The 26030-nt window shown below is 67.0% G+C and carries 20 protein-coding genes; 12 read left to right on the top strand and 8 right to left on the bottom strand.

The window, feature by feature from the left end; all coding sequences use genetic code 11:
* Positions 1-8: 8 nt before the first annotated feature.
* Together purE and QMA10_RS02345 are read right to left on the bottom strand one after the other, a co-directional pair.
* Positions 9-536, bottom strand: a complete 528-nt coding sequence (gene purE, locus QMA10_RS02350) for a 5-(carboxyamino)imidazole ribonucleotide mutase (protein WP_290165797.1) — start codon at positions 534-536, stop codon at positions 9-11.
* Positions 537-1658, bottom strand: coding sequence for a 5-(carboxyamino)imidazole ribonucleotide synthase (locus tag QMA10_RS02345; RefSeq protein WP_290166095.1), 1122 nt, complete (start codon positions 1656-1658; stop codon positions 537-539).
* A gap of 237 nt (positions 1659-1895) precedes the next feature.
* On the opposite strand from QMA10_RS02345, the gene QMA10_RS02340 reads away from it, so the two are divergent.
* A complete protein-coding gene (locus tag QMA10_RS02340) occupies positions 1896-2489 on the top strand; it encodes a GtrA family protein (protein WP_290165796.1) in 594 nt (197 codons plus the stop codon).
* On the opposite strand, the gene QMA10_RS02335 is transcribed toward QMA10_RS02340, so the two are convergent.
* Positions 2467-3195, bottom strand: a complete 729-nt coding sequence (locus tag QMA10_RS02335; RefSeq protein WP_290165795.1) for a TIGR03089 family protein — start codon at positions 3193-3195, stop codon at positions 2467-2469. The genes QMA10_RS02340 and QMA10_RS02335 overlap by 23 nt on opposite strands.
* A gap of 329 nt (positions 3196-3524) precedes the next feature.
* On the opposite strand from QMA10_RS02335, the gene QMA10_RS02330 reads away from it, so the two are divergent.
* From QMA10_RS02330 to QMA10_RS02320, 3 genes are read left to right on the top strand one after another with little or no spacing between them, the layout of a single operon-like run.
* Positions 3525-4055 (top strand): WhiB family transcriptional regulator, encoded by a 531-nt coding sequence (locus QMA10_RS02330; protein WP_290165793.1) that lies wholly within the window; start codon positions 3525-3527, stop codon positions 4053-4055.
* A 29-nt stretch (positions 4056-4084) separates the two neighbouring features.
* Positions 4085-7582 (top strand): glycosyltransferase family 2 protein, encoded by a 3498-nt coding sequence (locus QMA10_RS02325; protein ID WP_290165791.1) that lies wholly within the window; start codon positions 4085-4087, stop codon positions 7580-7582.
* Positions 7582-9318: a DUF5719 family protein gene (locus QMA10_RS02320; RefSeq protein WP_290165789.1), complete on the top strand. Its 1737-nt coding sequence runs from the start codon at positions 7582-7584 to the stop codon at positions 9316-9318. The genes QMA10_RS02325 and QMA10_RS02320 overlap by 1 nt, the downstream gene beginning before the upstream one ends.
* A 24-nt stretch (positions 9319-9342) precedes the next feature.
* Here QMA10_RS02320 and QMA10_RS02315 read toward each other — a convergent pair whose 3' ends face one another.
* Positions 9343-9873 carry a metallopeptidase family protein gene (locus tag QMA10_RS02315; RefSeq protein WP_290165787.1) on the bottom strand — a complete coding sequence of 177 codons (531 nt, stop codon included), beginning with the start codon at positions 9871-9873 and terminating at the stop codon, positions 9343-9345.
* A 106-nt stretch (positions 9874-9979) separates the two neighbouring features.
* On the opposite strand from QMA10_RS02315, the gene QMA10_RS02310 reads away from it, so the two are divergent.
* The 4 genes from QMA10_RS02310 (at position 9980) to QMA10_RS02295 (ending at position 13550) form a co-directional block, all read left to right on the top strand.
* Complete coding sequence (locus QMA10_RS02310) at positions 9980-10360, top strand: DUF3499 domain-containing protein (RefSeq protein WP_290165785.1); 381 nt, start codon at positions 9980-9982, stop codon at positions 10358-10360.
* Between the two features lie 98 nt (positions 10361-10458).
* Complete coding sequence (locus tag QMA10_RS02305) at positions 10459-10653, top strand: hypothetical protein (RefSeq protein WP_290165783.1); 195 nt, start codon at positions 10459-10461, stop codon at positions 10651-10653.
* 12 nt (positions 10654-10665) lie between these two features.
* A complete protein-coding gene (gene ahcY, locus QMA10_RS02300; RefSeq protein ID WP_290165781.1) occupies positions 10666-12144 on the top strand; it encodes an adenosylhomocysteinase in 1479 nt (492 codons plus the stop codon).
* Between the two features lie 161 nt (positions 12145-12305).
* The gene (locus tag QMA10_RS02295) at positions 12306-13550 is read left to right on the top strand and encodes an Ig-like domain-containing protein (protein WP_290165779.1); all 1245 of its coding nucleotides are present in this window, start codon (positions 12306-12308) and stop codon (positions 13548-13550) included.
* Positions 13551-13563: 13 nt separating this feature from the next.
* Here the strand turns inward: QMA10_RS02295 and QMA10_RS02290 are convergent, their stop codons facing one another.
* The gene (locus tag QMA10_RS02290) at positions 13564-14367 is read right to left on the bottom strand and encodes an RDD family protein (protein WP_290165776.1); all 804 of its coding nucleotides are present in this window, start codon (positions 14365-14367) and stop codon (positions 13564-13566) included.
* Between the two features lie 64 nt (positions 14368-14431).
* Between QMA10_RS02290 and QMA10_RS02285 the strand changes: the two genes are divergently transcribed.
* Positions 14432-15427 carry a stage II sporulation protein M gene (locus tag QMA10_RS02285; protein ID WP_290165774.1) on the top strand — a complete coding sequence of 332 codons (996 nt, stop codon included), beginning with the start codon at positions 14432-14434 and terminating at the stop codon, positions 15425-15427.
* Positions 15428-15600: 173 nt separating this feature from the next.
* Complete coding sequence (locus tag QMA10_RS02280; RefSeq protein WP_290165772.1) at positions 15601-17325, top strand: TIGR01906 family membrane protein; 1725 nt, start codon at positions 15601-15603, stop codon at positions 17323-17325.
* A gap of 103 nt (positions 17326-17428) precedes the next feature.
* On the opposite strand, the gene QMA10_RS02275 is transcribed toward QMA10_RS02280, so the two are convergent.
* Positions 17429-19243, bottom strand: coding sequence for an AMP-dependent synthetase/ligase (locus QMA10_RS02275; protein WP_290165770.1), 1815 nt, complete (start codon positions 19241-19243; stop codon positions 17429-17431).
* Between the two features lie 41 nt (positions 19244-19284).
* Positions 19285-20922, bottom strand: a complete 1638-nt coding sequence (locus QMA10_RS02270; protein WP_290165768.1) for a phospholipid carrier-dependent glycosyltransferase — start codon at positions 20920-20922, stop codon at positions 19285-19287.
* Positions 20923-21080: 158 nt separating this feature from the next.
* Between QMA10_RS02270 and rsmI the strand changes: the two genes are divergently transcribed.
* Both rsmI and QMA10_RS02260 read left to right on the top strand, forming a co-directional pair.
* Positions 21081-21905 (top strand): 16S rRNA (cytidine(1402)-2'-O)-methyltransferase, encoded by an 825-nt coding sequence (rsmI, locus tag QMA10_RS02265; RefSeq protein WP_290166093.1) that lies wholly within the window; start codon positions 21081-21083, stop codon positions 21903-21905.
* Between the two features lie 157 nt (positions 21906-22062).
* Positions 22063-23544 carry an NAD-dependent succinate-semialdehyde dehydrogenase gene (locus QMA10_RS02260; protein WP_290165766.1) on the top strand — a complete coding sequence of 494 codons (1482 nt, stop codon included), beginning with the start codon at positions 22063-22065 and terminating at the stop codon, positions 23542-23544.
* A 67-nt stretch (positions 23545-23611) separates the two neighbouring features.
* Here QMA10_RS02260 and QMA10_RS02255 read toward each other — a convergent pair.
* Positions 23612-26030, bottom strand: a 2419-nt coding sequence (locus QMA10_RS02255; RefSeq protein WP_290165764.1) for a DUF3488 and transglutaminase-like domain-containing protein, incomplete at its 5' end; no start/stop codon positions are given.

Genomic DNA, 26030 nt, shown 5'->3' with positions numbered 1-26030 from the left:
GCGGGGGCCTAGTCGCTGCCGGTGACTGAGGTGCGCAGGTTGGCACCCTTCGCCAGGGCAGTCTGGCGCAGTCCGGCCGCGAACTCCAGCAGCTGCTGCTGCAGGTTGGCAGCCAGCGGGTCCGTGCCGGCAGCGAGCATCCGCACGGCCAGGAGCCCGGCGTTGCGGGCTCCGCCGATGGAGACGGTGGCCACCGGAACACCGGCGGGCATCTGCACGATGGACAGCAGGGAATCCATGCCGTCGAGGTACTTCAGCGGAACGGGAACACCAATGACCGGAAGGGGCGTGACGGCCGCAAGCATGCCGGGCAGGTGGGCTGCGCCGCCGGCGCCGGCGATGATGACCCGAAGCCCGCGGCGGTGTGCCTGCTGGCCGTACTCAATCATTTCCGTGGGCATCCGGTGGGCGGATACGACGTCGGCCTCATACGGAATCCCGAACTCGGCAAGGGCAGCAGCTGCTGCATCCATGACGGGCCAGTCGGAGTCAGAGCCCATGACAAGTCCTACCAGGGGGGTGTCGCGGCTGGTCATTTAGTTCTCCTTCAAGGAATCGGTGCCGTCACGCAGGATGGCTGCAGCACGTTCAGCGCTGCGGCGCACCCGGGGCAGGTCCGCAGCGCTGCGGCCCACCACGTTGACATGTCCAACCTTGCGGCCCGGCCGGACCGACTTGCCGTAGTTGTGGATTTTTGCCGCCGGTTCGGCAGCCAGTGCCTGAGCATAGCTGCTGAAGAGGTCCAGATTGGTGCCGCCCAGGTAGTTCTTCATGACGACGACGCCGCCCAGGACATCAGTGGCGCCCAGCGGGAGGTCCAGGACGGCCCGCAGATGCTGTTCGAACTGTCCGGTGACGGACCCGTCCATGGTCCAGTGCCCTGAATTGTGCGGGCGCATTGCCAATTCATTGATCAGGAATCCGGCACCCTGTCCGGGTGTTTCGAACAGTTCCACGGCCATCACGCCGGTCACGCCGAGTTCATCGGCAATCCGCAGTGCAGCGTCCTGTGCGGCCGCTGCCACCCGGGAGTCCAGCTCCTGGGCCGGGGCAATGACTTCGTCGCAGACGCCGTCCACCTGGATGGAGTGCACTACGGGCCACGGCAGGGAGCTGCCCTGCGGGGTCCGGGCCACCAGTGCGGACAGTTCACGGCTGAAGGGAACTTTCTCTTCGGCGAGCAGCGGTTCGCCGGTGAACCAGTCTGCGGCTGCGGCGGCGCCGTCGACGTCGTTGATGATCCGCACGCCTTTACCGTCATAGCCTCCGCGCGGGGTCTTCAGCACCACGGGCCAGCCGGCGGCCTTACCGAAATCCACCAGGTCGGCGACGCCGGACACCGGTGCCCAGCGCGGATTGGGCAGGCCCAGGCGGTCAATGGCAGCCCGCATCACGAGTTTGTCCTGGGCGTGAATGAGGGCTTCGGGGGAGGGCTGCACGTTGACGCCTGCAGCGGCAAGGGCGCGCAGGTGCTCTCCCGGGACGTGTTCATGGTCAAAGGTCAGGACGTCCACCCCGGAAGCGAACGCGCTCAGCGTTTCCAGATCGGTGTAGTCGCCGACCGTGGAACGGACCACGGCGGGTACGGCGGAAACGTCCGGCCCCTCAGCCAGAACGCGTAGTTCGAAACCAAGGGCCACTGCTGCGGGGGCCATCATCCGGGCCAGCTGGCCACCGCCGACGACGCCAATAATAGGAAAGCTCACCACCCAAGGTTACCGAAAAGAGACCACAATTCCTTTTCACCGGGCGGGTGCGCGGCCGTGCCCTCAGGGAACTCCCACACTACGGGGGTAATATCGTTACTTACCGTCTGCCTCTTTCCACGTGCAGCGGAGTATTGTGTCCAGCTTCGGCAATCCCGGCCGGCGGCGCACCAACGGCCTCGGAGGATCATGTTTTCATCACTGTCTGCGCGCATCAGGGGCCTTGCCTCGTTGTTCTGGCGGGAAGTAGCGAAGTTCGGCACCGTTGGCGCATTCGCCTTTGTGGTGGACAACGGCCTGTGGTGGCTGCTCTACCACGGTGTCCTGGAGGGAAGCGCCACCAAGGCGCGGCTCATCAGTGCCTCCGCGGCAACCCTGTTTTCCTGGGTGGCCAACCGGTTCTGGACCTTCCGGCGCCGCCGCCAGAACAACGTGACCCGCGAACTGGTCCTGTTCCTGATCATCAACGGCGTGGGCATCGTCATCTCCAGCGGTTTCACCTGGGTTGCCCAGTATCCGATGGGCATTACCGATGCCAAGTGGCTCGGTTTCGCCGGCGTTGTCGGTATTGGCGTAGCCACCATCCTTCGGTTCTTCGCCTACCGGTTCTGGGTCTTCAACGCCACGCTGGATGAAGAGCCCGGTTTCGAAGACGACCACGAACTGCTTGAGGACGGCACGAGGAAGCCTGCCCGTTCGTCCGGCACGCCCGCCGAGGGATCCGGCAAAGGGGCAGGCGGACCGCGCCTGGCCGCGGAGCCTACGCCTCCAGCCGCTCCGTAACCTTTTCCGCAGCAAGCAGCCGCTCGGTAATCTCCACGTCCGCGGCAACCAGGACCACGCTGCCGCCGGCAGCCCACGTCCGCAGCGAGGCGGCCAGAACGGACGGCAGATCCGCCGCAGCCGGAATCAGCAGTGTCTGCGCGGCACCGCTGCCGGCGGATTCGGCCAGCTGGCCGTAAGTCCAGGTCAGGCCGGCCCCCTGCGAACTGTGCAGCGCCGTGTACTCCTCGCCCGCCTCATCGCCGGCCATGTAGGTGTCCGCGTAGCTGCGGACCTCTGCCGCATAGTCCACCGCCGCGGCGGGGAGGGCGCCGGAGAACCGCAGCGCCAGCGCTCCCAGGTCCACTGCCACCGCCGTTCCGTCCACCGTGTCCAGCGCTTCCTGCGAGGCGGTCACCGTAATATCCGGGGCGGCGGCACCGGAGGGCGTGCTGCCCAGCATCACCGTGCATCCTGTCTGCCACGCTGCAAGAGCCCACACCAGCGTTTTCCAGTGCACCGGAAGGTCAAGAGACACCCGGATCCCGGGTTCGGCGTCGAGCTCGTCCACCAGCAGATTGGACGTTTTGGCGACCCAGTTGTCCAGCACCTTGCCGGATAGCTCAATCCGCTCCGAGTCCGGGCCGTACCAGGTCAGCGCGGGAGAGGTTGCCTGGCTCGTGCGCAGGGTGGACAGTATTGCCGGAACTGAAATATTGGCGGGCATGGGGGCTCTTTTCTGTAGAGTACGGGGACAGCGTCCGCCGGCCCGGGCTGATTTCCGCCCGAAACCGGGAGAGAAAAAGATTCTCTGCGGGACAGTGCAAGGGCGACGCGCCGCCGATCGGGCCGAAAATCCGGGCGTGGCGTGCACGGGTTCTGAGGTGTTGACTCTATAGGATGCCGAAACGGCTTGACGGCAACGTATTACACGCGTGTAATTAGGTATCGGATTTGTTCCGGCATTACACCACCAAGATGCATTCCGAGCAGGCTGATTGTGCCGCGCAGGGCTCAAAGATCCGTTGCAGGGACAATAACACCGGGAGGACCTCCATGGGGCAGGCAGAATACACGCACGACCAGTCCATCGCCGCTCAGGCATCCGCTAGCTACGGCGCCCGCGGCGTACCCGTGGATTGGTACGTGGACCCCGCGGACCCGGGGGCCGCTGAGCGCTACCGCCAGGACACCGCAGGCCTGGAGGACCAGGCAACGGCCTTCCTCGCCGCCCATGAAGCCCTCGCCCCGGACACCGAGGAAACAGAACTCCTCGACCCGCCCGTCGCGCTGTTCTCCCCTCCGGCAGAGAAGGACACGCGGCCGGTCTGGATTGGCCTGCCCGGGCTGAGCGACTACGACGAGGGCGAACTCGGCTGGCAGTCCGACGCCCTCTGCGCCCAGACGGACCCGGAAGCCTTCTTTCCGGAAAAGGGCGGTTCCACACGGGACGCCAAAAAAGTATGCGCTGCCTGCAACGTACGGTCCCAGTGCCTGGAATATGCGCTGGCCAATGATGAGAGGTTCGGCATCTGGGGCGGTCTGTCCGAGCGCGAACGCCGCCGGCTTCGGAAGCAGGCAGTCTAATTCCCTCGCACGTTCGCGTTTGCGCCGTTGTGGTGTCCCACAACGGCGCTCTGTACCTCCCCGAAACACTCACCGCCCTCGCCGGGCAAACCCGGCCGGCTGATCTTTTCGTCGGCGTTGACACCGGATCCACCGACAACTCCCTGTCCCTGCTGCGCAGCGGCCTGCCCGCCGGAGCCACCATTACCGAGGCTCCGGCGAAATCCGGTTTCGGTGCTGCCGTGCAGGCGGGGTTAAGCGCCCTGTCGGCCCCTGATTCTCCCGCCGAAACCGTGGACTGGCTGTGGCTGCTCCATGATGACTCCGAGCCCGCCCCCGACGCCCTTGAAGAACTGCTTCTGGCCGTGGAACGGGCACCCTCGGTCACTATTGCCGGAGCCAAGCAGGTGGACTGGGACAACGAGCGGCTGCTCGTGGACGTTGGCGTCTCCGTCAGCCGCTGGGCCGAACGTCTCACGCTGATTGACGCCGATGAGCTGGATCAGGGCCAGTACAACGCGCGCAGCGACTTTTTCGCCGTGAACTCTGCCGGCATGCTGGTGCGGCGGGATGTCTGGGAAGCCCTGGGCGGCTTTGACCCGGCGCTGCCCGGCACCGGTGACGACGTTGATTTGTGCTGGCGCAACCGCCTGGCCGGCCACCGCGTCGTCGTCGTCCCCGCAGCGAAGATGCGCCACGCGGGACGCCGGCCCAATCACGCAGCAACCGCGGCCGCCGCCCGCCGGGCCGAAATCTTCCTGCGGCTCAAACATGCACCCGTGTGGCAGCTGCCGTTCCTGGCGGTGGGGGCAGTCCTTGGCGGGTTCGCCCGGCTGTTCCTGGGGATGCTCGCAAAAGACCCCGCTTATGCCTTTGGTGCCCTCGCAGCCAGCATCGCCGCTGTCCTGCGTCCGGTGGATCTGTACCGGTCCCGCCGCGCCGCCGCAGCCACCCGGACCCGGCCGCGCAGCGCGGTCCGCGCCCTGCGCACCCGGCGGCGGGAAGTACGCGAACACCGCAGGTCACTCTTTGAAGCTGAACCGGCACTCTTCGCCGACGACGCAGCGGCCCGCGGGATCCAGCCGCCCGGTTCTGCGGCACCTGCCGGAACCGCCCCGGCAGCAGTTTCCCTGGAACCCAGCGGGGATTCCAACCATGATTTCGCGGCCCTGGCCGCTCCGTCCCGTGCCTGGGGAGGAACCGGAGCCGTCGCAGCAGCGCTGCTGCTGCTCGCCGCGTCACTGACCGGGCTCTACCGCTATGCCGGGGCGTCTGCGCTGGCCGGCGGATCCCTGCTGCCGCTCTCCGGCAGCCTCAACGAGATTTGGGCCAACGCTTCGTCCTGGTGGATCGATCTGGGCTCCGGCTACCCGGGCCACGGCGACCCCTTTGACTACGTCCTCTGGCTGCTCGGTGCCGCCGGACTCGGATACACCAACATCGCCGTCGTCACCCTGGTGCTGACGGCCATGCCGCTGGCCGGACTCAGCGCCTGGTGTGCAGCCGGGGCACTGACCCGCCACCGCGGCCTGCGTTTTTGGGCGGCAATGTTCTGGGGCAGCACCCCAGCGCTCCTGGCGGCGCTGGGTGAAGGGCGGCTCGGAGCGCTCATTGCGCACATCCTCCTGCCGCTGCTGGTGCTGGCAATGCTGCGTGCTGTGGGAACGGCGCCGCGCAACGTCGCCGACACCGACCGGTTGATTCTTCCGGGCACGCCTGTTCAGTGGACCGGCAAGGAATCCAGCTGGGCGGCTGCCGGTGCTGCCGGCCTGCTGCTGGCGGTTGTCACCGCGTCTGCGCCCACGCTGTTTGTCCTGGCCGCCCTGACGGTGCTGGTGGTCTCCCTGCGGGTGGGCCGCCGTGCCCGCACCCTGTGGTGGTCCCTGATACCGGCCGCTGCACTGCTCCTGCCCCTGGCAGTCTCCACCCTGGACCGTCCCCGTGCTCTCCTTGCGGACCCGGGAGTACCCCTGGGTTTCGATGCGGCCGCACTGTGGCAGCAGCTGCTCGGCTTCCCCCTCAGCTTTGACGCCGGTGGAGAGCTTCCCCTCCTGACCTTCCTGCCGGCCGGTCCCTGGCCGCTGGTGCTGGCTCTGGTTCTTGGCGCCCCGGTGCTGCTGCTGTCCGCCGCCGCCCTGTTTGCCGGTCCCCGCACGGCGCTGGCCCGCCTGGCCTGGATCCTGAGCCTTGCTGCACTTGTCCTCAGCTGGCTCTCCGCCTTCGTCGCCACGGGGGCGGCTCCGGGCAGGCTGGTGACGCCCTTCCCCGGCCCGCTGGTGTCAGCAGCCGTTTTCCTGCAGTTGTGTGCTGCGCTGCTGGCGGGCAACACGCTGCTTAACCGCCGGGCCGCCCGGGATTCCCCCGCAGCCGGGAGTCCCCGGAAATCTCTCCGTCCGGCAGCCGTCCTGCTGGGGATCATCCTGGCCCTGGGGCCGGCAGCGGGACTGGCCCTGTGGAGTGGTCCGCTGGCCACCGGGTCCACCACCGCCGGCGGCATCAACGGCGTGCACGGCGCGCAGCCGCTGGTAGCACCCGCGGCGGAACGCACGCTGCCCGCCACTGCTGCGGACAAGGGCAGCAGCGACGAGCGCACCCGCACCCTGGTGCTGCGGACAGACGTCAACGACGACGTCACGGCGGCAGTGATGCGCCACGGCGGCACCACGATGGACAGCTTGTCCGCCATTTACGCAGCCCGCACGATCACGGGGGAGGTCAACGCCGAGGAACTCGCCGCCGACGACGACGCCGCCGCAGACGTGCGCCGCGCCGTGGCCATCATCACTGCCGGGACCGGAGTGGATCCCCGCGCTGAGCTGGTCCGTCTTGGCGTGGGATACGTGGTCCTTCAACAATCAGACACCTCCGCGGAGCTGTTGGCGGGAAAGATGGATTCCGTGCCGGGCCTCGCGCCGGTGGGGCAGACCGGTTCGGGCTGGCTCTGGCGGGTTGTCGGCCAGCTTGATGAGCAGGGAACCGAGGAGTTGTCCGAGGACACCGCCCGGGTCCGCATCATGTCCGCAGACGGTTCCGTGGAATCCGTGGTTCCCTCCGGTGCTGCCGATGTGCGTACTGCCGTCCCCGCAGGAGCTGCAGGCCGGACCCTTGTCCTGGCTGAACGCTCCGACCCGGGCTGGCAGGCAACCCTGAACGGGACGCCGCTGAAACCGGCCGGGGACAACTGGGCGCAGGCCTGGACCCTCCCTGCCGAGGGCGGGGACCTGGAAATCCGTTATGACACCGTCTGGGAACCCTGGCTTGGTGCACTCCAGGTCCTGGTTATTGCCCTGACAGTGCTCCTGGCGCTGCCCACCCGTTCCCGTAAAGGCACGGTCCGGCTGCCCGGCCGGCAGCTTCCGCGCCGGCGCGCACCGGCTGAAGCGGCTAACGGGAGCAGCACTTCCGGTGACGGCGCCGACGCAGATTCCGGTGCCGCCCCGGTGCCGGCGGAACCGTCCAGGGCCGCAGCAGCCGGCGCCGTTGTGCAGCCGGAGACAGAGGAACTCAACGCCGCGGGGAAACCCGGCGTCAGGGAAGGGCAGCGCTGATGAGCCGCAGGAACGAATCCCCGGGCCGCCGGGCGCGGAAGCAGGCAGGCAGCGACGCTGCTGCCGCTGCCGGGGCTCCGGTTAGCGCAGCTTCGGAGCCGTCCGGGGGTGACGCAGCGCAGGCCGGAACCGCTGTCCCGTCCGGGCAAAGCGGCCGGGCCGAAACCCGGGTGCGGAGGCAGCGGCACCGTCGTCAGGCCGTCACCGCGGGGTCTGCCGTGCTGATCCTTGCCGCTGCAACGGCGGTGGTGGCCGGTTCCGGGGCCGTTGAATCCGGCAGCGCGGGAAGAACCGTGGAAAGTGCCGCGGCTGATGTGCCGGCTGGACCGCTGACAGCTGTCTGCCCGGAGCCGCTTCGGCTGCTTTCCGGTGCCGTTGCGGGAACTGATCCCCAGTTCAGCCCGGTGTCCGGGTCCGCCAGGACCACCCTGAGTGCGGTGGTGCTGAGTGGCGCAGGAAATCCGGTTCCGGCGTCGTCGCTGCTGGAGGCTGACGGGACGAGCGTGCTGAAAACCATCGCAGACGACGCCCCGGAAGAGCAGCCCCTGGCCGGAGTGCGAAGCGCCGGCGTGCTGGCCAACGAGTTGGTCACCGGCGCCACGGTCCTCAGCGCCGAGCCCTCGGGCACCCTGCAGGCTACCGCCAACGCCGTCGTCGGCTTCTCCGCAGAGGACGGCGACCTTGCCGGCCTGGCCGCGGCCAACTGCCAGGCCCCGGGCAACGACATGTGGATCCTCGGTGCACGCACTACGGTGGGTGCCACCGCCGTGCTGCGCCTGACCAATCCGTCGGAAAGCCCGGCCGCGGCCGATCTGGAGGTGTACGGCTCCCAGGGACGGGTGGAAGGAACCGGAACACGCGGGATTCTGGTGCCGCCCGGGGAAACCAAGGCGATTGTCCTGGCCGGAGTGGCGGCGAATGATCCCGGACTGGCCGTCCGGGTACGCAGCTCCGGCGGACCGGTCACCGCACTGGTGCAGCAGAGCGTCCTGCGCGGAGTGACACCCGGAGGTGTGGAGCTCATCCAGCCGTCAGCCGCTGCGTCGCCGCAGCAGGTCATCAGCGGTGTCCGCATCCAGAGCCCCGCAGCCACCAAGGCACTGACGGCCAAGCGGGGGTACGAATCAGCGTCCCCGGTGCTCCAGGTGGCGGTTCCCGGCAGTACCAACGGCGTGGTGTCGGTGCGGGTACTGGGTGAGGACGGAGACGTTTCCCTGCCGGGCGGCGGAGTTTTCACCGTTCCCGCCGGCAGCGTGGGGCAGCTGCCCCTGGACTCGCTGCCCGAAGGTACCTACTCGGTTGAGGTCACGGCCGACGTGTCGGTGGTTGCCGGCACCGTTTCCAGCCGCGGCAGCAAGCCCGACACGGCGGTGGACCTGGCGGTCACGCCGTCGGGAGAGCGCCTGGGCAATGAACATTTGGCGGTGCTGCCGGCAGACATTGCCTCCGTGCTGAGTTTTGCTGCCCCCGCCGGTGCCGCTGAGGTGCGGCTGACCGGCGTTGCCGGGGACGGCAGTCTTGCCGATGAACAGATCATCCCCGTGCCGGAGGGGTCCACGGTCAATATTCCGGCGCAGAGAGTCGGAACGGATCTTGCGGCCGTGCTGATCAGCACCACCGGTGAGCCGGTGTACGGTGCGCAGGTTCTTACCGGGAAGAATAGCGGCGTTTCGGTGCTGCCGCTGCCCAAGGGGAACATTGGCGGCACCTCGGTCCCGGTGAGTCTGGGCTACTAAGCCGGCCCGGCTGCTCGGCGCCGGCTACAGCGGACGGAAACGGCCGTAGGTGGGGTCCACGATTTCGGGATCCATCCCAATGAGCGTCGCCAGCTGTTCCACCACGACGTCGTGGATCAGTTCGCTGACCGGCACCAGGCCGCGGGCGGCGGATTCAATCGGATGCCGGTAGACGGTGATGACGGCCGGCTTTGGCCCCGCTGCGGGTGCGCCTGCGCCGAAGGGAATGTGCCCGTGCTCCGCTGCGATTTCTTCCAGCCCCGGAGGGATGTCCTGCACCACAAACTGATAGGACTGGATGCTCTCGCCCCACAGCCTTTCCAGGCGCTGGGCGGACTCCATCACCCAGGTGTCGAAGCGCTCCGAACGGGAGCGGAAACCCGCCAAATGTGCGGGAATAAGCTCACCGCGCAGGCCGCGTCCGTGCCGGTTGCGGCGCCTGAGCCGGAATGGACGCGCCGCAGCCGGCCCGGAGAAAACGGCGTCATCCGGCCCGTTCCCGGACGGCTCTTCGCCGGGGCCGAGATTCACCCTGAGAGTTGGTCCGGTGGACATACAAGTACTGTAACCGCTGTACCCGCCGGGAGGCACTGTTAATGGATCCCGGTCTCCCGGCGAGCCTGTCCGCTGCCGCTGCCCCCGGCCGGTAAAGTGATCCTCCGTGGAATCCTTAAGACTGTGCTCAAGATCAGCGTGCCGAGAGGCAGCTGTTGCCACCCTGACGTATGTGTACGCCGATTCCACTGCGGTGCTGGGACCGCTGGCAACGTACGCCGAACCTCATTGTTACGATTTGTGCGAAGCGCACGCCGCCCGGCTGACGGCGCCGCTGGGATGGGAAGTGGTCCGCCTGGATCTCGCGGGCCAGCCGCGCACCCCCAGCCGCGATGAGCTGTCAGCCATCGTGGATGCCGTGCGTGAAGCCGCCGGCAATCCTCAGGCTGAGCCGTCCAAACGGGCCGGCAGGAACACCCTGGAACCCCCGGCGGAAGCCCCGGGCGCCCGGCGCTCCCACCTCCGGGTCCTGCGCGAAGAAGGCTGACCCCTGCACTGCCGCGTCCTCAAGGGATAGTCTGGGGGCCAGCGCTGTGTCCTGCTCTTGGGCACAGCATCAACGTCTCCAAGGGAGTGCTGCAGTCCATGGTTAAACTCACTGCCGATCTGATGGCGGTTTTGCGCTGTCCCGTGACCGGCTCCGCACTGGAGCAGGATGACACAGGGCTGGTTTCCACCGCCCCCGATGCAGACGGCAACCTCGTCCATTACGTGCTTGAAGAAGGCATCCCCGTTTTGCTGGCACCTTCTGCAGCTCCGGCAGCCCCCGCCCCGGAGTAAGGACTCCGCCGCGTGAGCCTCGATTTCAAAGTCGCCGACCTCTCTCTCGCCGAAGCCGGCCGCCACCAGATTCGCCTGGCCGAGCACGAAATGCCCGGCCTGATGGCCCTGCGCCGCGAATACGGCCCCGACAGGCCGTTGGCAGGAGCCCGCATTGCCGGTTCCCTGCACATGACGGTGCAGACGGCGGTACTGATCGAAACGCTCACCGCGCTGGGTGCCGAAGTCCGCTGGGCTTCCTGCAACATTTTCTCCACCCAGGATGAAGCGGCCGCGGCCGTGGTGGTGGGAAACGGCACCCCGGAGGAGCCGGCAGGTGTTCCCGTTTTTGCGTGGAAGAACGAATCACTGGAAGAGTACTGGTGGACCGCGCAGCAGATCCTCACCTGGCCCGAGGGGTCCGGCGGCCCCAACATGATCCTGGACGACGGCGGCGATGCCACGCTGCTGCTGCACAAGGGTGTGGAGTTCGAGGCCGCCGGTGCGGTGCCGGAGAACCCGCAGGAGGGCGACGCCGGTTACTCCTACGAGTACACGGTCATCCTTGACGTGCTGCGCCGCTCCCTGGCGGAGAGTCCCGGTAAGTGGACCGAAATCGCAAAGGGCATCCGCGGCGTGACGGAGGAAACCACCACCGGTGTCCTGCGCCTGTACCAGCTGGCTGCCGAGGACAAGCTTCTCTTCCCCGCCATCAACGTCAATGACTCGGTCACCAAATCCAAGTTCGACAACAAGTACGGCATCCGGCACTCGCTGCCGGATGGCCTGAACCGCGCCACCGACACCCTGATCGGGGGCAAGGTTGCTGTGATCTGCGGCTACGGTGACGTCGGCAAGGGTGCCGCCGAGGCCCTCCGCGGGCAGGGTGCGCGCGTTATCGTGACGGAGATTGATCCGATCTGCGCACTGCAGGCCGCAATGGACGGTTTCCAGGTGGCCAAGCTGGAATCTGTCCTGGACCAGGGCGATATCTTCATCACCGCCACGGGCAACAAGGACATCATCAGGGCCTCCGACATGGCCCGGATGAAGCACCAGGCGATCGTGGGCAACGTGGGCCACTTCGACAATGAGATCGACATGGCAGGCCTCGCCGCGACCCCCGGCATCCGTAAGGTGGAAATCAAGCCGCAGGTGCACGAATGGGTCTTTGACGGGGGCACCGGCGCCCAGCGCAGCATCATTGTGCTTTCCGAAGGCCGCCTGCTGAACCTGGGCAACGCCACCGGCCACCCGTCCTTTGTCATGAGCAACTCCTTCGCCAACCAGACCATTGCGCAGATTGAGTTGTTCACGAAGCACGGCAGGCCCCCTCAGGACGGCGGCTATGCCAACCAGGTGTATGTGCTGCCCAAGGTACTGGATGAAAAGGTGGCGCGCCTGCACCTGGCGGCTCTCGGCGTCGAGCTCACGGAATTGACCAAGAGCCAGGCGGAATATCTGGGCGTGGACGTTGCCGGACCGTACAAACCCGAGCATTACCGCTACTAGGTTCCCGCGTCCCGGTGCCGCCGTTGCCGGCTGCCCGCCCGGGCCGGGCAGAAAGCCGGCGTGGCATCCTTGACTTGAGCCATACCGTAAAATGGCGCAGGAGCAGCTATGGTCGCTCCAACGTCTTGTTAAAGAGCACCGGGAAGCATTGGTTGGCAGTTATGGCACAGGGCAGAACAAAGCGCAGGGGCTGGATCGTCGGTCCCGTTCTCGCAGTGACGCTCCTTCTGGGGGGAGGCACTGCGCTCACGTCGTGCTCGTTCGCGGCTGAAGACGTCCAAAGCAGCGGCTCGGGGTCATCCCGGCCGGCTTCGAAGGATGCGGAATCCAAACCTGCCGTTCCCGAGCCCGTGGCCGTTGTCACCCCCGAAGCGGACGCCGTCGAAGTGAACCCGATCTCCGTACCGGCCATCACCGTGGAGCAGGGGACCCTGGAATCAGCAGAGCTGGCTCCGGTTTCCGGTGGTGAACCAGTACCCGGGGAACTCAGCGCTGACGGAACCACCTGGACTGCCACCGGGACGCTGGCCTTCAACACTCCCTATGCCCTGACCTTCACCCTTGCTGACGCCAACGGGGACACCAGTACGCAAACCCGGAAATTCACGACGGTCTCCACGGCCAATGAGGCCAACGCCGTCATGTATCCGCAGGACGGGTCAGTGGTGGGCACCGGCCAGCCGCTGGAGCTCAGCTTCAGCGAACCGGTCCTGAACAAGCAGGCCGTGGAAGAAGCCATCACGGTCACCTCCACCTCCGGCCAGGTAGGGGCCTTCTACTGGATCAGCGACACCAAGGTCCGGTACCGGGCTGAAGAATTCTGGGCACCGCAGAGCACCATCACCGTGGACATGAAGCTGCTGGGCGTGGATTTCGGCAACGGGATGATCGGCAACTTCAATAAAACCGCCAGCTTCAGCACCCACAACAACCGGCTGGCCGTTGTGGATAACGCGGACAAGATGATGCGCGTGTACATCGACGGGCAGCTCACCAGGACCTTCCCGGTCACGCTGGGCAACGAGGACTGGCCGTCCACCATCGGCTACCACGTGATCATGGACCAGCATGAGTCCATCCCGTTCCGCGCGGAATCCATCGGCTTGAAGCCCGGCGATGAGCACTATTACGAGCCGGTCACCGCGCACAACGCCTCCCGCATCTCCAACGGCGGTGCCTTCATTCACGAAGCCCTGCCGTCAGCGCAGCCGATACTGGGCAAGTCCAACGTGTCGCACGGCTGCATCGGCATGAGTCCCGAGGGCGCCAAATACATTTACGACAATTTCGACGCCGGCGACGTGGTCCAGGTCCTGAACACCGGTTACGGTCCCATGTTCGTGTGGGACGGGTTCGGGGACTGGAACATGCCGTGGGCTGAGTGGGTCAGCCAGCCCAAGCAGTAAGGCCCGCACGATCCTATTCCTCGAACGGCAGCCGGTGCAGCCGCCGGCCCACCCGTTCGGTTTGTTCACGCTGCCGGGACATCCTGGCATAGTCGCGGTCCCGGCGTTCAGCCGTCACCGCGCTGAGGAAGTCCTCGGCCAAAGTGCCTGGCGGGGGCTGGGGGGACACAAAGGCTGAGACCTCATCAGCCAGTTCGGCCGCGCGGGCGGCGCGGGCCGGGGCAGAGAGCCGCGGCGCCTGGGTGAGGAATCGGGACACCCGGCGGGACAGGGTGTCCGGAAAGCGGCCCATATCCGCCAGCTGTGCCCAGCCGCGAAGCCGCGGCGGCATCTGCACCTGACGTGACGGGGGAGCGGTGACCCGTTCCCGCAGGGCATACGTTCCTGCCATCATGTCTCCGAGCCGCTTGGATCTGTCGTTGAACATGGCAGCAATGAACGCCGCAGATCCCGCGGTCAGATAGATTTCCAGCACCGCAGCCATGCCCCGGATGAAACAGTGGCGGAAGCGCACCGCACCGCCGTCGTCGCGCACTATCCGCAGCCCCATCGCCAGGCGCCCCAGCGACTTGCCTCGGGTGAGCGTCTCCACCGTCACCGGGATTCCGATCAGGACCAGGACCACTATGGCCAGGATCAGGGCCTGCCCCAGGGCCGGATCAACGGACTCGCCCAGGGTCCGGCCGAAGAGCACCAGCAGCCCAAAGAGGACAACAAACTGGACGACCACGTCGATGAGGGAGCTCAGCGCGCGTGCCGCGAAGGACGCCGGGCGCAGTTCCAGGACAACGGCCTCTCCGGTGACGATGGAACTCACGGGCGGTCCTCTCGGCCGGTACTGGTGCTGGGTACTCCACTGTACCCAGCGCTAGGGTGTAACCGTGGATATGGAAGCCTTCAGCGCAGCGCATGCCCCTGACTGGAAGCGGCTGGATGAACTGGCCGCCCGGCGCCGGCTCAGCGGAGAGGAAGCCGATGAGCTGCTGCGCCTGTATCAGCGGGCGTCGGCACACCTGTCCATGGTCCGGTCGGTGGCTCCGGAGGGCGCGCTCTCGGCGGCGCTGTCCATGCGCCTGTCCCGGGCGCGTACCAGGTTCACCGGGGCGCGCTCCAACTTTGCCGAGGACCTGGCGCATTTCTTCGTGGTTGCCCTGCCTGCAGGCTTCTACCGGGTGCGCTGGCTGACCGTTGCCGTGGGGGCTGCGTTCATTGCAGTTTCCTGGCTCTTCGGGATCTGGGCGGCGAACACTCCGGGAGTCATTGCCGCGGCTCTGGGGTCCGATGAGGAAGTCCGGCGGTACGTGGAAGAGGACTTTGCCGCCTATTACTCGGAGAACCCCGCGGCTTCCTTCGCCGGGCAGGTCTGGACCAACAACGCCTGGATTGCCCTGCAGGCTGTCGCATTCGGCATCACCGGCATTTGGGGACCGTTCGTCCTGTACCAAAATGCCCTGAACGTTGGCATCGCCGGGGGGACCATGGCCGCGTACGGGAAGCTGGACGTTTTCTTCACCTATATCCTGCCCCACGGGCTCATGGAGCTGACGGCCGTCTTCATTGCCGTAGCTGCGGGGCTGAGGATTTTCTGGGCCTGGGTTGCCCCGGGACGGCGTACCCGGGCTGTGTCCGTGGCAGCGGAAGGACGGTCACTGTTCACCGTTGCGCTGGGCCTGGTCCTCGTGTTGTTCCTTTCCGGATTGGTCGAAGGATTCGTGACGGCGTCACCGCTGCCGGTCTGGGCGCGCATTGGAATAGGTGCGCTCCTGTTCTGTGCCTACTGGGCCTACACGCTGGTCCTGGGCGGCCGCGCCTACCGCGCGGGCCACCGCGGCGATTTGTCCCGCCGCGACACCGGCGACGCGGTGCGGACCGCCTGACCGGGTCCGCGGTTGAAAGCTAACAGTCGGATTCAGTCTCCCCGAACCCGGGGTGGCGGCACGGTTCCTGCCGTGCCTGCCCGGTAGGGTCGAAGAAGAATGGAACCGCAAAAGTCCATCGGTATCCGTAAACAGGCCAGAACCAACAGGCCAGGTAAGTGAAAGAGGAAGTAGTGGCAAGCCAGGACGACACCCCCCAGCAACACCCCACGCCCGGAGGCTCCGCTGAACCCGAGAAGCACCGCACTGATCAGGCCGCCGAGGAGAGCAGCCGGCTCAGCGACGCCAGCGAAACCATCGTGAGCGGCGACCACGCGGCCGGCAGCGGCACAGGTGCCGCGGCCGACGGCGGTGCAGCAGGTACCGCCGATACCGCGGGTTCTCCTGCATCCCCGGATTCCGACGCGGACCGGCGCAATCCCGAACTCGACCATGATGACTGGGAGGCTGCCTTTGCCGAGGCGGCGGGCACCCCAAGCGCCGATGTTGTGCCCGGCGGACATCCTTCCCTCGCCCAGCGGAGCACCTTGCCGATGCGGCGGGCCGGCACCATGCCCAACGTCAGCGGTTACGGGGACCTCAGCGATGAGGAGCGGGAACAGGCGGGCCGGATTGACGCCGAGGTGCCCTCCGCCGGAACAACCGCGGCAGCGGACAGCTCCGGCGCTCCGGCCGGTGACGAAGGCTCTGACGGGTTGCCGAAGACCGCTCCCGTCAGCAGCGGCACGGCTTCGGCCCCGCATCTTCGCGACAGCTCCGCGGAACGCGACCAGCCGGAGGAACCGGTACAGGAACCGGTACCTGCGACGCCTGGCCAGGAGACGGCCTTGATGTCGGAGACGGCAGTGACCGCTGAGAAGGCAGTGCCCGCCGAGAAGACGGCGACGTCTGAGACGGCGTCGGACCGGAACCCGGACAAGGGCTTGGGCCCCGCAGACCGCAGGTCGGAACCGGCGGCTGCCCCGGGCACCTACAGTGCTGCGGAGGATGCGTCCGGAAGCGCTGCGGCCGGCACCCCCACCGCCGCCATTCCCGCTGTGGGAGTTGCCGCTGCCGGAACCTCCGGCTCTGACGGAAAGTCCGGCGTGCCGGCGGACCGTCCGGCCGAAGATGAGATTTCCGAGGAAGAAATCCGCCGCCGGGCCGAGGAACGCGAGCGGGCCGGAGCAGTCAAGCCGACGCTGGCCCGCATCCTCCAGGTCATGATTGCGGTGTTCTTTCCGGTCATGCTGCTGGCGGCAGCCATCCGCGCGGTGGCCACCCCGCTGTTCCTCTGGATCGAGTATCACCGGCCGGGTTTCCCCGCCGACAGCTACGGTTTCTCCACGGATGACCGCATGACCTACGGCTCCTACGCCGTGGACTATCTGCTGAACTTCTCCGGGGCCCGCTATCTGGGTGATTTGGTGACGGCCAGCGGTGAACCCCTGTATCTGGAAAGCGAAGTCGGCCACATGGCGGACGTCAAAACCGTGCTGACCGTCGCCTTCGTGACGGCCCTTGCCATGGCGGTGCTGAGCCTTCTGGCATGCATCTACCTGGCGAAGCGCAGCCCCGGCGGAATCCGGCGTGCACTCTTCTCCGGTGCCGTGGTGACGCTGGTTCTGGTCGGCGCACTTGTTGTGACGGCCGTGCTGGGCTGGGAAAGCTTCTTCACCCAGGTGCACACCATCTTCTTCGCGAACGGCAACTGGACGTTCCGCATGGATGACACCCTGATCCGTCTCTTCCCCGCCCAGTTCTGGATGGACGCGGGCATTGCCATTGCCGGATTGGTGCTGCTGACCTGCCTCGTGGTGCTGATCGCGTCCTGGCCCACCAAGGCCCGCCGGCAGCGCTCACGCCGCAAGCAGGAAGAAGCCCGCCGCCGCTACCTCGAGTCACTGGAAGCGGTCTAACAGGGCCTCCGGCATCCATGGCTGCCGGATAAAAGCTGCACGAATAAAAAAGCTGCACGTCTCCGAAAGGGGACGTGCAGCTTTTTCGTTGGCGGTCTGGAGATTACTTCTGGTACAGCTTCTCCACCTCGGCAGAGTAATCCGCAATCACGGCATTGCGCCGCAGCTTCAGGGTTGCCGTCAGGTGGCCGGATTCCAGCGAGAAGTCCTTGGGCAAAACAGTGAACTTGCGGATCTGCTCGGCCTGGGAAACCGTGGCGTTGGCCGCGTCCACGGCCTCCTGCAGCGTGGCACGGACCCGGGGGTCATCGGCGGCGGTTGCCGCAACGGCCGGCACACCGTTCTCGCGTCCCCAGGCCGCCAGTGCCTCATCGTCGAGGGTCAGCAGCGCTGACACAAACGGGCGGCCTTCACCCACCACAACTGCCTGTGAGACCAGCCGGTGTTCACGGATTTTCTCCTCCATCGGTCCGGGGGCAATGTTCTTGCCGCCGGCGGTGACGAGGATGTCCTTTTTCCGGCCGGTGATGGTCAGGAAACCGTCGTCGTCCAGGGAGCCTGTGTCCCCGGAATGGAACCATTCGCCGGTGAAGGCGGCAGCGTTGGCCTCGGGGTTGTTGTGGTAGCCCTTGAAGACGCCGGCACCGGCGATCAGGACTTCGCCGTCGTCCGCAATCCGGATCCTGCTGCCCGGCAGGGCCAGGCCCACCGAACCGACCCGCGCCAGCGGAACGGTGTTCACGGTAGCCGGAGCCGTGGTTTCCGTCAGGCCGTAGCCCTCCAGGACCACAACACCGGCACCGCGGAAGAAGTGCGCCAGCTGCGGGCTGAGCGCTGATGCACCGCTGATGGCGTGGGTCAGCTTGCCGCCAAAGACGTTGCGGACCTTCGGGTAGAGGGTTTTGTCGAAGAACTTGTGGCGTGCCTTCAGCGCGAGGGAGGGTCCCTTGCCGCCGCGGCCTGCAGCGTCCACGGCGGTGGAATAGGCGACGGCGGTGTCAGCGGCTGCGGTGAACAGCTTGCCCTTGCCGGCGGCCTCCGCGGACTGCTGGGCACCGGCGTAGATCTTTTCGAAGATCCGGGGCACGGCGAGCAGGAAGGTCGGCTGGAAGGACTTCAGGTCACCCATCAGGTCCGCTGCGCTGCCGGAGTGGCCCACGCGGACTCCGGCGGCCAGGCAGCCCACCTGCACGGCGCGTGCCAGCACATGGGCCAGCGGCAGGAACATCAGCGTGCTGACGTCCTTGTGCTTGAGCATCTCTGGCAGGAACTCGACAATGTTCACGCCAAACAGGGCAAAGTTGCCGTGCGTGATTTCGCAGCCCTTGGGGCGGCCGGTGGTGCCGGAGGTGTAGACCATGGAAGCCACCGAGTCGAGGGTGGAACTGGTCCGTGCCGCTTCCAGCCGGTCATCATCGACGGAAGAGCCCGCGGCAACGAGCTCCTGGAAGGTTCCCTCGCCGCCGTCGGCCGTCATGAGCCACAGCGCAATGTCGAGGTCTCCGGAGGCAACTGCCGCGGACACCACCGCCGCCTTGCGGGCATCCTCGACAAAAACATGCGTGGCGCCGGAATCCTGGATAATCCACTCCACCTGGGAGGGGGAGGACGTCTCGTAGACGGGCACGGTGACCGCGCCGGCAAACCACACGGCGAGGTCAACGAGGGTCCACTCATAGCGGGTTTTGGACATGACGGCCACGCTGTCGCCGGGGCGCACGCCGAGGCCGATCAGTCCCTTCGCCAGGTCACTGACAGAGGTCAGGAATTCGTCGGCGGTGACGTTCTTCCAGCCGTTGTCACTCTTCAGCGAGAACAGGGGATGGTTGGGGGTCTTTGCATGCAGTCCCACCAGGATGTCGGTGATGTTCGACTTCTCGGGGAGATGGACCAGTAAATCAGTGGCGGATTCGCGCACCGTGGCCTCTCTTTCTGTGCCGTGCACATGGGTAAATGAGCCTAAATCCAGCTGGGCATCCACATACGCAGCCGCCAGTCAGAATACGGGATAGTTTCCGCCGTCCAGACCGGCAGGAAAAAAGCGGAGATGAAAACGGCGGCCAGGATGAACACGGCAACCACGGCCGCTCCGGTCCGCCGGCGCACCGGCGGATCAGTGCTTCGGCCCAGGACCAGTCCAAGCACGTAGACGAGCGCCAGGATCAGGAACGGCTCAAAGGAGACCGAGTAGAAGAAGAACGTGGTGCGTTCGGGATAAGCGAACCAGGGCAGGTAACCCGCCGCCATCCCGGACAAAACGGCGCCGGCCCGCCAATCCCGGCGGCCCAGCCAGCAAAAGAGCAGGACCAGCAGGGACAGTGCGGCGGACCACCAGATCAGCGGATTTCCCACGGAGGAGATGGCCGTGGAACAGCTGTCCGCAGGGCACCCGTCCACCCCGAGGGTTGAGGATTCGTAGAAGAAGGAGGTGGGCCGGCCCATGAACAGCCAGGTCCAGGCACTGGATTCGTAGGCGTGCTCCGAGCTGAGATTGTTATGGAACGAGTAGGCGCTGCGGTGGTATTCCGCCAGTGACCGCAGCCAGTCCGGCAGCCAGCCCCACGCGTCGGAGGGGTTGTCCTTCGCCCAGTTGCGGTCGTAGGCGCCCGCCGAGCGCAGCCAGCCGGTCCACGATGCCAGATAGGTGAGCGCCGCAGCCGGGATGACCGTGAAAAACGCCGGCACGCCGTCCTTGAGCAGTCCCGCCGTTGGCCAGGAACGGATGCCTGCGACACGGCGCGCATTCACATCCCACAGCACGGTCATCAGGCCAAACACGGCAACAAAGGCCAGCGCAGACCACTTGGTGCCCACAGCCAAGCCCAGAAAGATGCCGGCGGCCAGGCGCCAGGGCCGCCACAGGATCCACGGACCGTACAGCAGGGCGCCCGGCGGGGGCGCACCGCCGCCGGCGGCCGCCGACAGTGTGCGGGCCAGCCGCCGCCGCCCGTCAGCGCGGTCCAGCAGCAGGGCACCGAACGCGGCCACCACCCAGAACGTCAGGAAAACATCCAGGAGGGAGGTGCGGGACAGCACCAAATGGTGACCGTCAACGGCCAGCAGCAGCCCCGCGATGCCGCCCAGCAGCGGAGAGCGGAACAGGCGGACGGCAATGAGTCCCACCAGCAGCACGGTCAGTGTGCCGGTCAACGCGGCGCTGAAACGCCAGCCAAAGCTGTTGTCCGCGCCGAATAGTGCCATTCCCGCAGCGATCATCCATTTCCCGACGGGCGGATGCACCACGTATTCCGGGTCCGCAAGCAGCACATCCGGAATTCCGGCGTTGAAGGACTCATTTGCGTCTTCGGGCCACTGCCGTTCATAACCGGAGACCAGGTAGGAATACGCGTCTTTGACGTAATAGGTTTCATCAAACACCAGCGAATGCGGTTCATCCAGCCGGACAAAACGCAGCACGGCCCCAATCACCGCGGACACCAGCGGCAGAATCCAGCCCCAGACGCCCAGGGTGAAGGAGGTGCCCGGCGCCCAGCCCAGCAGCCGGCTCAACAGCCTGGCGCCGTCATAGGCCTTGCGGGGATCCTGCACCAGCGGTGCTGCCCCGGGGGCTGGGGTCTCGATCGCAGTCCGGCTCACCCGCACCACTCTATAGGTGCCGGGGCGTCCGGTGTTCCCAACTCGCGTAGGGTTAGATGGTGAATTCCAGCAAGCAGACCACCGGCCACGGCACCTCCCCGAACACGCAGAACGACGGCGGTTCAGCCCCCGCTGACGCCCGCACCGGCGGCGGGCAGATTGTTTTGGCTGCCACTCCCATCGGCAACATGGGAGACGCCACGAACCGGCTCATCGGGCTGCTGGAGACAGCCGATGTCATTGCCGCCGAAGACACCCGCCGTCTGCACCGGCTGGTGTCCGCCCTGAAGATCACCACCAGCGGCCGGATCATCAGCTACCACGAACACAATGAGGCCACCCGCACGGCGGACCTGCTGGAGATGGTGCGCGGCGGTGCCACGCTCCTGATGGTGACCGACGCCGGCATGCCCGCGGTCTCCGATCCCGGGTTCCGGCTGGTGGAGGCGGCAGCCGCCGAAGGCCTCACAGTGACAGCGGCTCCCGGGCCGTCCGCGGTCCTGACCGCCCTGGCGCTGTCCGGCCTGCCGACGGACCGTTTCTGCTTCGAAGGTTTCCTGCCCCGGAAGGCCGGCGAACGCAGCGCACGGCTGGCCGAGCTGGCGGGCGAGCGGCGCACCATGGTGTTTTTTGAAGCGCCGCACCGCCTGGAACCAATGCTCCGCGCACTGGACGCAGCCTTCGGCGGTGACCGGCGTGCCGCCGTCGCCCGCGAACTGACCAAACTGCACGAACAGGTGCTCCGTGCCCCGCTGCGCGAACTGCTGGAATGGGCCGAGACTTCGGAAATCCGCGGGGAGATCGCCGTCGTCGTCGCCGGAGCCGGGGAAGCCGCCCCCGAGCTGCCCGAAGACCACGTGGCCGCTGTCAACGGCCTGGTGGCCCAGGGCGCCCGCCTGAAAGACGCGGTAGCCACCGTCGCGGAGGACGCCCGGATCAGCAAACGGGAACTGTACTCGGCGGTACTCGCCGCCCGCGGGTAGGACTGGAGCAGCGGCCGGGCGTTTGGCCAAATGCACAGTGTCACCGCCACTTCATGGTGCACTTCCGCATTTACAGCCGCTGCACCGCCCGCATACCGTGAACAACGATGACGGGCTTTCCGGCCCGGGCAACGACGTCGAATCTTGGAGGCATTCCATGGGTATTACCGCTGACCGCGAAGCTGAACTTCTGGCTCAGGTCCCCACCGGCTTGTTGATCAACGGCGAGTGGAGGGATGCCGAGGGCGGCAAGACCTTCGACGTCGAGGATCCGGCCACCGGAAAGACGCTGCTGAGCATCGCCGACGCCAGTGCCGCAGACGGCGCCCTCGCCATGGACGCTGCCGCTGCCGCGCAGGACGCCTGGGCAAAAACCGCACCGCGGGAGCGCGGAGAAATCCTGCGCCGCGCCTTTGAACTGGTGACCGAGCGGGCTGAGGACTTTGCCCTGCTGATGACCCTGGAAATGGGCAAGCCGCTGGCCGAGGCCCGGGGCGAGGTCACCTACGGCGCCGAGTTCCTGCGCTGGTTCTCCGAGGAAGCCGTCCGCATTTCGGGCCGCTACGGCACCTCGCCGGACGGCAAGTCCCGCCTCATGGTAAACAAGAAACCGGTGGGCCCGTGCCTGCTGATCACCCCGTGGAACTTCCCGCTGGCGATGGCCACCCGCAAGATCGCCCCCGCTGTGGCGGCGGGCTGCACCATGGTGCTCAAGCCGGCCAAGCTCACCCCGCTGACCTCGCAGCTTTTCGCCGCCGTCATGATGGAAGCCGGCCTGCCGGCCGGTGTCCTGAACGTGGTCTCCACTACGTCCGCCGGCGATGTCACCGGTCCGATCATGAAGGATGAGCGGCTGCGCAAGGTGTCCTTCACCGGCTCAACTCCCGTGGGCCAGAGCCTGATCCGCGACGCCGCGGAGCGGGTGCTGCGCACCTCCATGGAGCTCGGCGGCAATGCCCCGTTTGTGGTGTTCGAGGACGCGGACATGGACAAGGCCGTGACCGGTGCCATGGCCGCGAAGCTGCGCAACATGGGTGAGGCCTGCACAGCAGCGAACCGCTTCATTGTGCACGAGTCCGTGGCCGACGAGTTTGCGGAGAAGTTCGCAGCAAAGGTGGCGGCCATGACCACCGCCCGCGGCACCGAGGACGAGTCCAAGATTGGCCCGCTGATCGATGCCAAGTCCCGCGACAAGGTCCACGCCCTGGTGTCGGAAGCGGTCGACGGCGGCGCCTCCGCCGTAGTGGGCGGCGCACCGGTGGACGGCCCGGGTTACTTCTACCAGCCGACCGTGCTGAAGAACGTGGCACCTGATGCACGCATCCTGCAGGAGGAAATCTTCGGCCCCGTGGCCCCCATTGTCACCTTCTCCACCGAGGATGAAGCCGTAGCGCTCGCAAACAACACGGAGTACGGCCTGGTGGCCTACGTCTTCACCGAGGACCTGAACCGCGGGCTGCGGATCGGGGAGAAGCTGGAAACGGGCATGCTCGGCCTCAACGCAGGTGTGGTCTCCAACGCCGCTGCCCCCTTTGGCGGGGTCAAGCAGTCCGGGCTCGGCCGTGAAGGCGGCGCCGAGGGCATCGAGGAATACCTGTACACGCAGTACATCGGCATCGCCGACCCCACCGCGGTCTAGCCGCACCGTCCGGGCTGACCGTACTGCGGTCAGCCCGGAGCCGGACCGCCTGCAGGCAGCCGGGCTGTCAGCGGCGGAATCTGGAGGCTAGCGAGGCCGGAAAGAAACGGGCCCGCAGCTTCGCACCCCAGGCAGCGGACTCTTCGAGTCCCTCCCGGAGGACGGTGACATCGGACCAGAGTGCCGCGCCCGGGCCCGGCGGCGGGGCTCCGGCATCCCCGGGCGCTCCTGCAACCCCGGACGCTCCGGTTCCTCCGGACGGCCTCTGCGGCCGGGCAGCCGGTGCCGCATACACTTCTTGTTCATACGCAGCGCGGAGCCGCTCCAGCGCCGACGCCGAGCTGTCCGTCAGTCCGGCCTCGTCCGCCAGGCGCAGCGCATAGGCGCGGGGAGATTCCGAACTCTGCGGGACATACCCGTAATCCACTCCGGTGTCCGCCGCTTCTTCCCAGGCCAGAGTGGCGGGCCCGGTGACACTGTTCCCGATGACCTTGCGCCTCCCGGGGCCGGCCCGGCCGGCTCCGGCGGCACCCGCGCGTGCAGACAGCCCTGGCCCAAGCAGGCTCCGGCGGATGCTGCGCCTGCGCCGGCGCAGCAGCCAGGGGCTTAGCAGTGCCCCGGCGGCTGCGGCCAGGCCAAGTCCCACGCCGGCGAACCGCCCGGCCTGGGTTTCTTCCGGCTGGGGCGGAGCGGCAGCCTCGGGGGCAGGTGCACTGGTGGAGGGTTCGGGAAGCGGCTCGGGAAGCACCGGGTTCCCTGCTTCCAGGTCCCGCTCATCGTCACGGTCCTGGCTCGGAGCAGAGCGGGGTTCCACCGCGTAGGCCGGCACTGAGCCCCGGGACGGGGTCGGCTCAAACCGGATCCAGCCCAGCCCCTCAAAATAGAGTTCCGGCCACGCGTGAGCATCTCGGGAATCGACTTCGAATTCCCGAAGTTCCTGCCCGTCGATGCCGGGAATGGAATTGCCGGTGGACCGGCCCGGTGCGAAACCCAGCGCCATGCGGCTGGGAATCCCGGCCTCTCTGGCCATCACAGCCATGGCAGCGGCGAAATGAGTGCAGTAGCCGGACTTTTCCTGCATGAACCGGTCCAGGACATCAATGCCGTTTCCGTCGTATCCGCCCTCCACCGGAGCATCGAGTGAATAGCTGAACGCCGAACCGCGCAGGTAGGACTGGATGGCCATGGCCTGCTCATAGGGCCCGGTTGCTCCCTCGGTGGCAGCCGCTGCAGCGCCCCGGATACTCGCCGGTAAGTTCTCGGGCAGCGAGGTAAAAATGGGGTCCACGGCGTCTCTGGGCGCCGGTGCCAGGCCCTGCAAATCAGCCGGCGAGAGGTTGGGTGCCAGGCTTTGTACCTCGTAATCCAAGGTCCCCCGCTCCGCGGCGCCTCCGGAGATGACGGTCATGTTCGCGGGATCCCAGCTGTAGGATCCGACGGCTCCGGACACGCTTTGGGGAGCGTAGGGGGCCAGCAGCCAGGGACTGGCATACGTTTCGGACATGACCCGTGTCGTCACCTGCGACAGTTCGCCCGCCCGGGCACTTTCCTCGGCCGGTGACATGTCCTGCAGGCCCCGCCGGCGGGTGTCCTCCCGCAGGTCCGGGGCCCAGCGCCGGCCCGAGAAGTCCTCCAGGGTGGTGGATCGCAGATACAGGGAAGAAGGAGAATCCGTGGCATACCGGATCCGGCCGGAAGCTGAGGGCTGGCGCAGATCATTGCCGAGCGCCACCACCGGGTTGAGGCCGGATTGACCGGTCCAGATGTTCAGCCGCGAGCCCTGCGGAAACGTGCCCCGGTCAAAGCCCGGAAGCGCTGCGGGCAGGCTCAGCGCGAGAACCACGGCCCCGGCGCCAATGGCTGCCGCGGTGCCCATCTGGGTGCGCGGCGGGCGCCGCAGGGTGTCCCCGGGCTTGTGCGGCCGCTCCTGCCAGGACCCGGTGGCCAGGATCAGCAGGTAGCCGGCTGCAGCCAGGATGAAGGGGAACACGCCAATGCTTTCCGGCTTCAGGACGGCCGGCACAATCAGCAGGGACAGGAGCCCCAGACCGCTGGCTGCGGGCATGCGCAGAGTGGTAGCCAGTGTATCCACCAGCAGTGCGATCAGCCCGGTACCCAGACAGGCAATGAAGACGATCCCCGAATCGGGCAGCACCGGCGGAACCTGGTTCATGATGGTCGCCTGTGCCTCGGTGACCAGCTGCCCCGCGCGGCCCAGGGAGGCAGCGGTGGGCAGCAGCCCCACCAGCGCCGTCGACGCGGCAAACAGCCAGGTCAGGACGACGGCGAGCGCGGCCAGACCCGCTGCCGGCACCAGTACGGTGGGAAAGCGGAACCTGCGCGCCGCCGCCATGCCGGCAATCACCGCACCGGTGGTGAGGGCCAGCGGCGGCAGCCAGCTCCAGCCGTCCAGGACTCCGTGCAGACTGAGGCTGCAGAGCAGGACGGCCGCGGCGCTGGCCGCGGCCGCCGTCCAGTCCCACGGG

This window comes from Arthrobacter sp. APC 3897 (assembly GCF_030407495.1).
Lineage (GTDB): Bacteria > Actinomycetota > Actinomycetes > Actinomycetales > Micrococcaceae > Arthrobacter_B.
This window is presented reverse-complemented; position numbering and strand designations above follow the sequence as displayed.

Coding starts and splice junctions, on each gene's coding strand:
- purE (WP_290165797.1), bottom strand. CDS start 536: ATGACCAGCCGCGACACCCCCCTGGTAGGACTTGTCATGGGCTCTGAC.
- QMA10_RS02340 (WP_290165796.1), top strand. CDS start 1,896: ATGTTTTCATCACTGTCTGCGCGCATCAGGGGCCTTGCCTCGTTGTTC.
- QMA10_RS02315 (WP_290165787.1), bottom strand. CDS start 9,873: ATGTCCACCGGACCAACTCTCAGGGTGAATCTCGGCCCCGGCGAAGAG.
- QMA10_RS02295 (WP_290165779.1), top strand. CDS start 12,306: ATGGCACAGGGCAGAACAAAGCGCAGGGGCTGGATCGTCGGTCCCGTT.
- QMA10_RS02320 (WP_290165789.1), top strand. CDS start 7,582: ATGAGCCGCAGGAACGAATCCCCGGGCCGCCGGGCGCGGAAGCAGGCA.
- QMA10_RS02330 (WP_290165793.1), top strand. CDS start 3,525: ATGGGGCAGGCAGAATACACGCACGACCAGTCCATCGCCGCTCAGGCA.
- QMA10_RS02345 (WP_290166095.1), bottom strand. CDS start 1,658: ATGATGGCCCCCGCAGCAGTGGCCCTTGGTTTCGAACTACGCGTTCTG.
- QMA10_RS02260 (WP_290165766.1), top strand. CDS start 22,063: ATGGGTATTACCGCTGACCGCGAAGCTGAACTTCTGGCTCAGGTCCCC.
- QMA10_RS02335 (WP_290165795.1), bottom strand. CDS start 3,195: ATGCCCGCCAATATTTCAGTTCCGGCAATACTGTCCACCCTGCGCACG.
- QMA10_RS02305 (WP_290165783.1), top strand. CDS start 10,459: ATGGTTAAACTCACTGCCGATCTGATGGCGGTTTTGCGCTGTCCCGTG.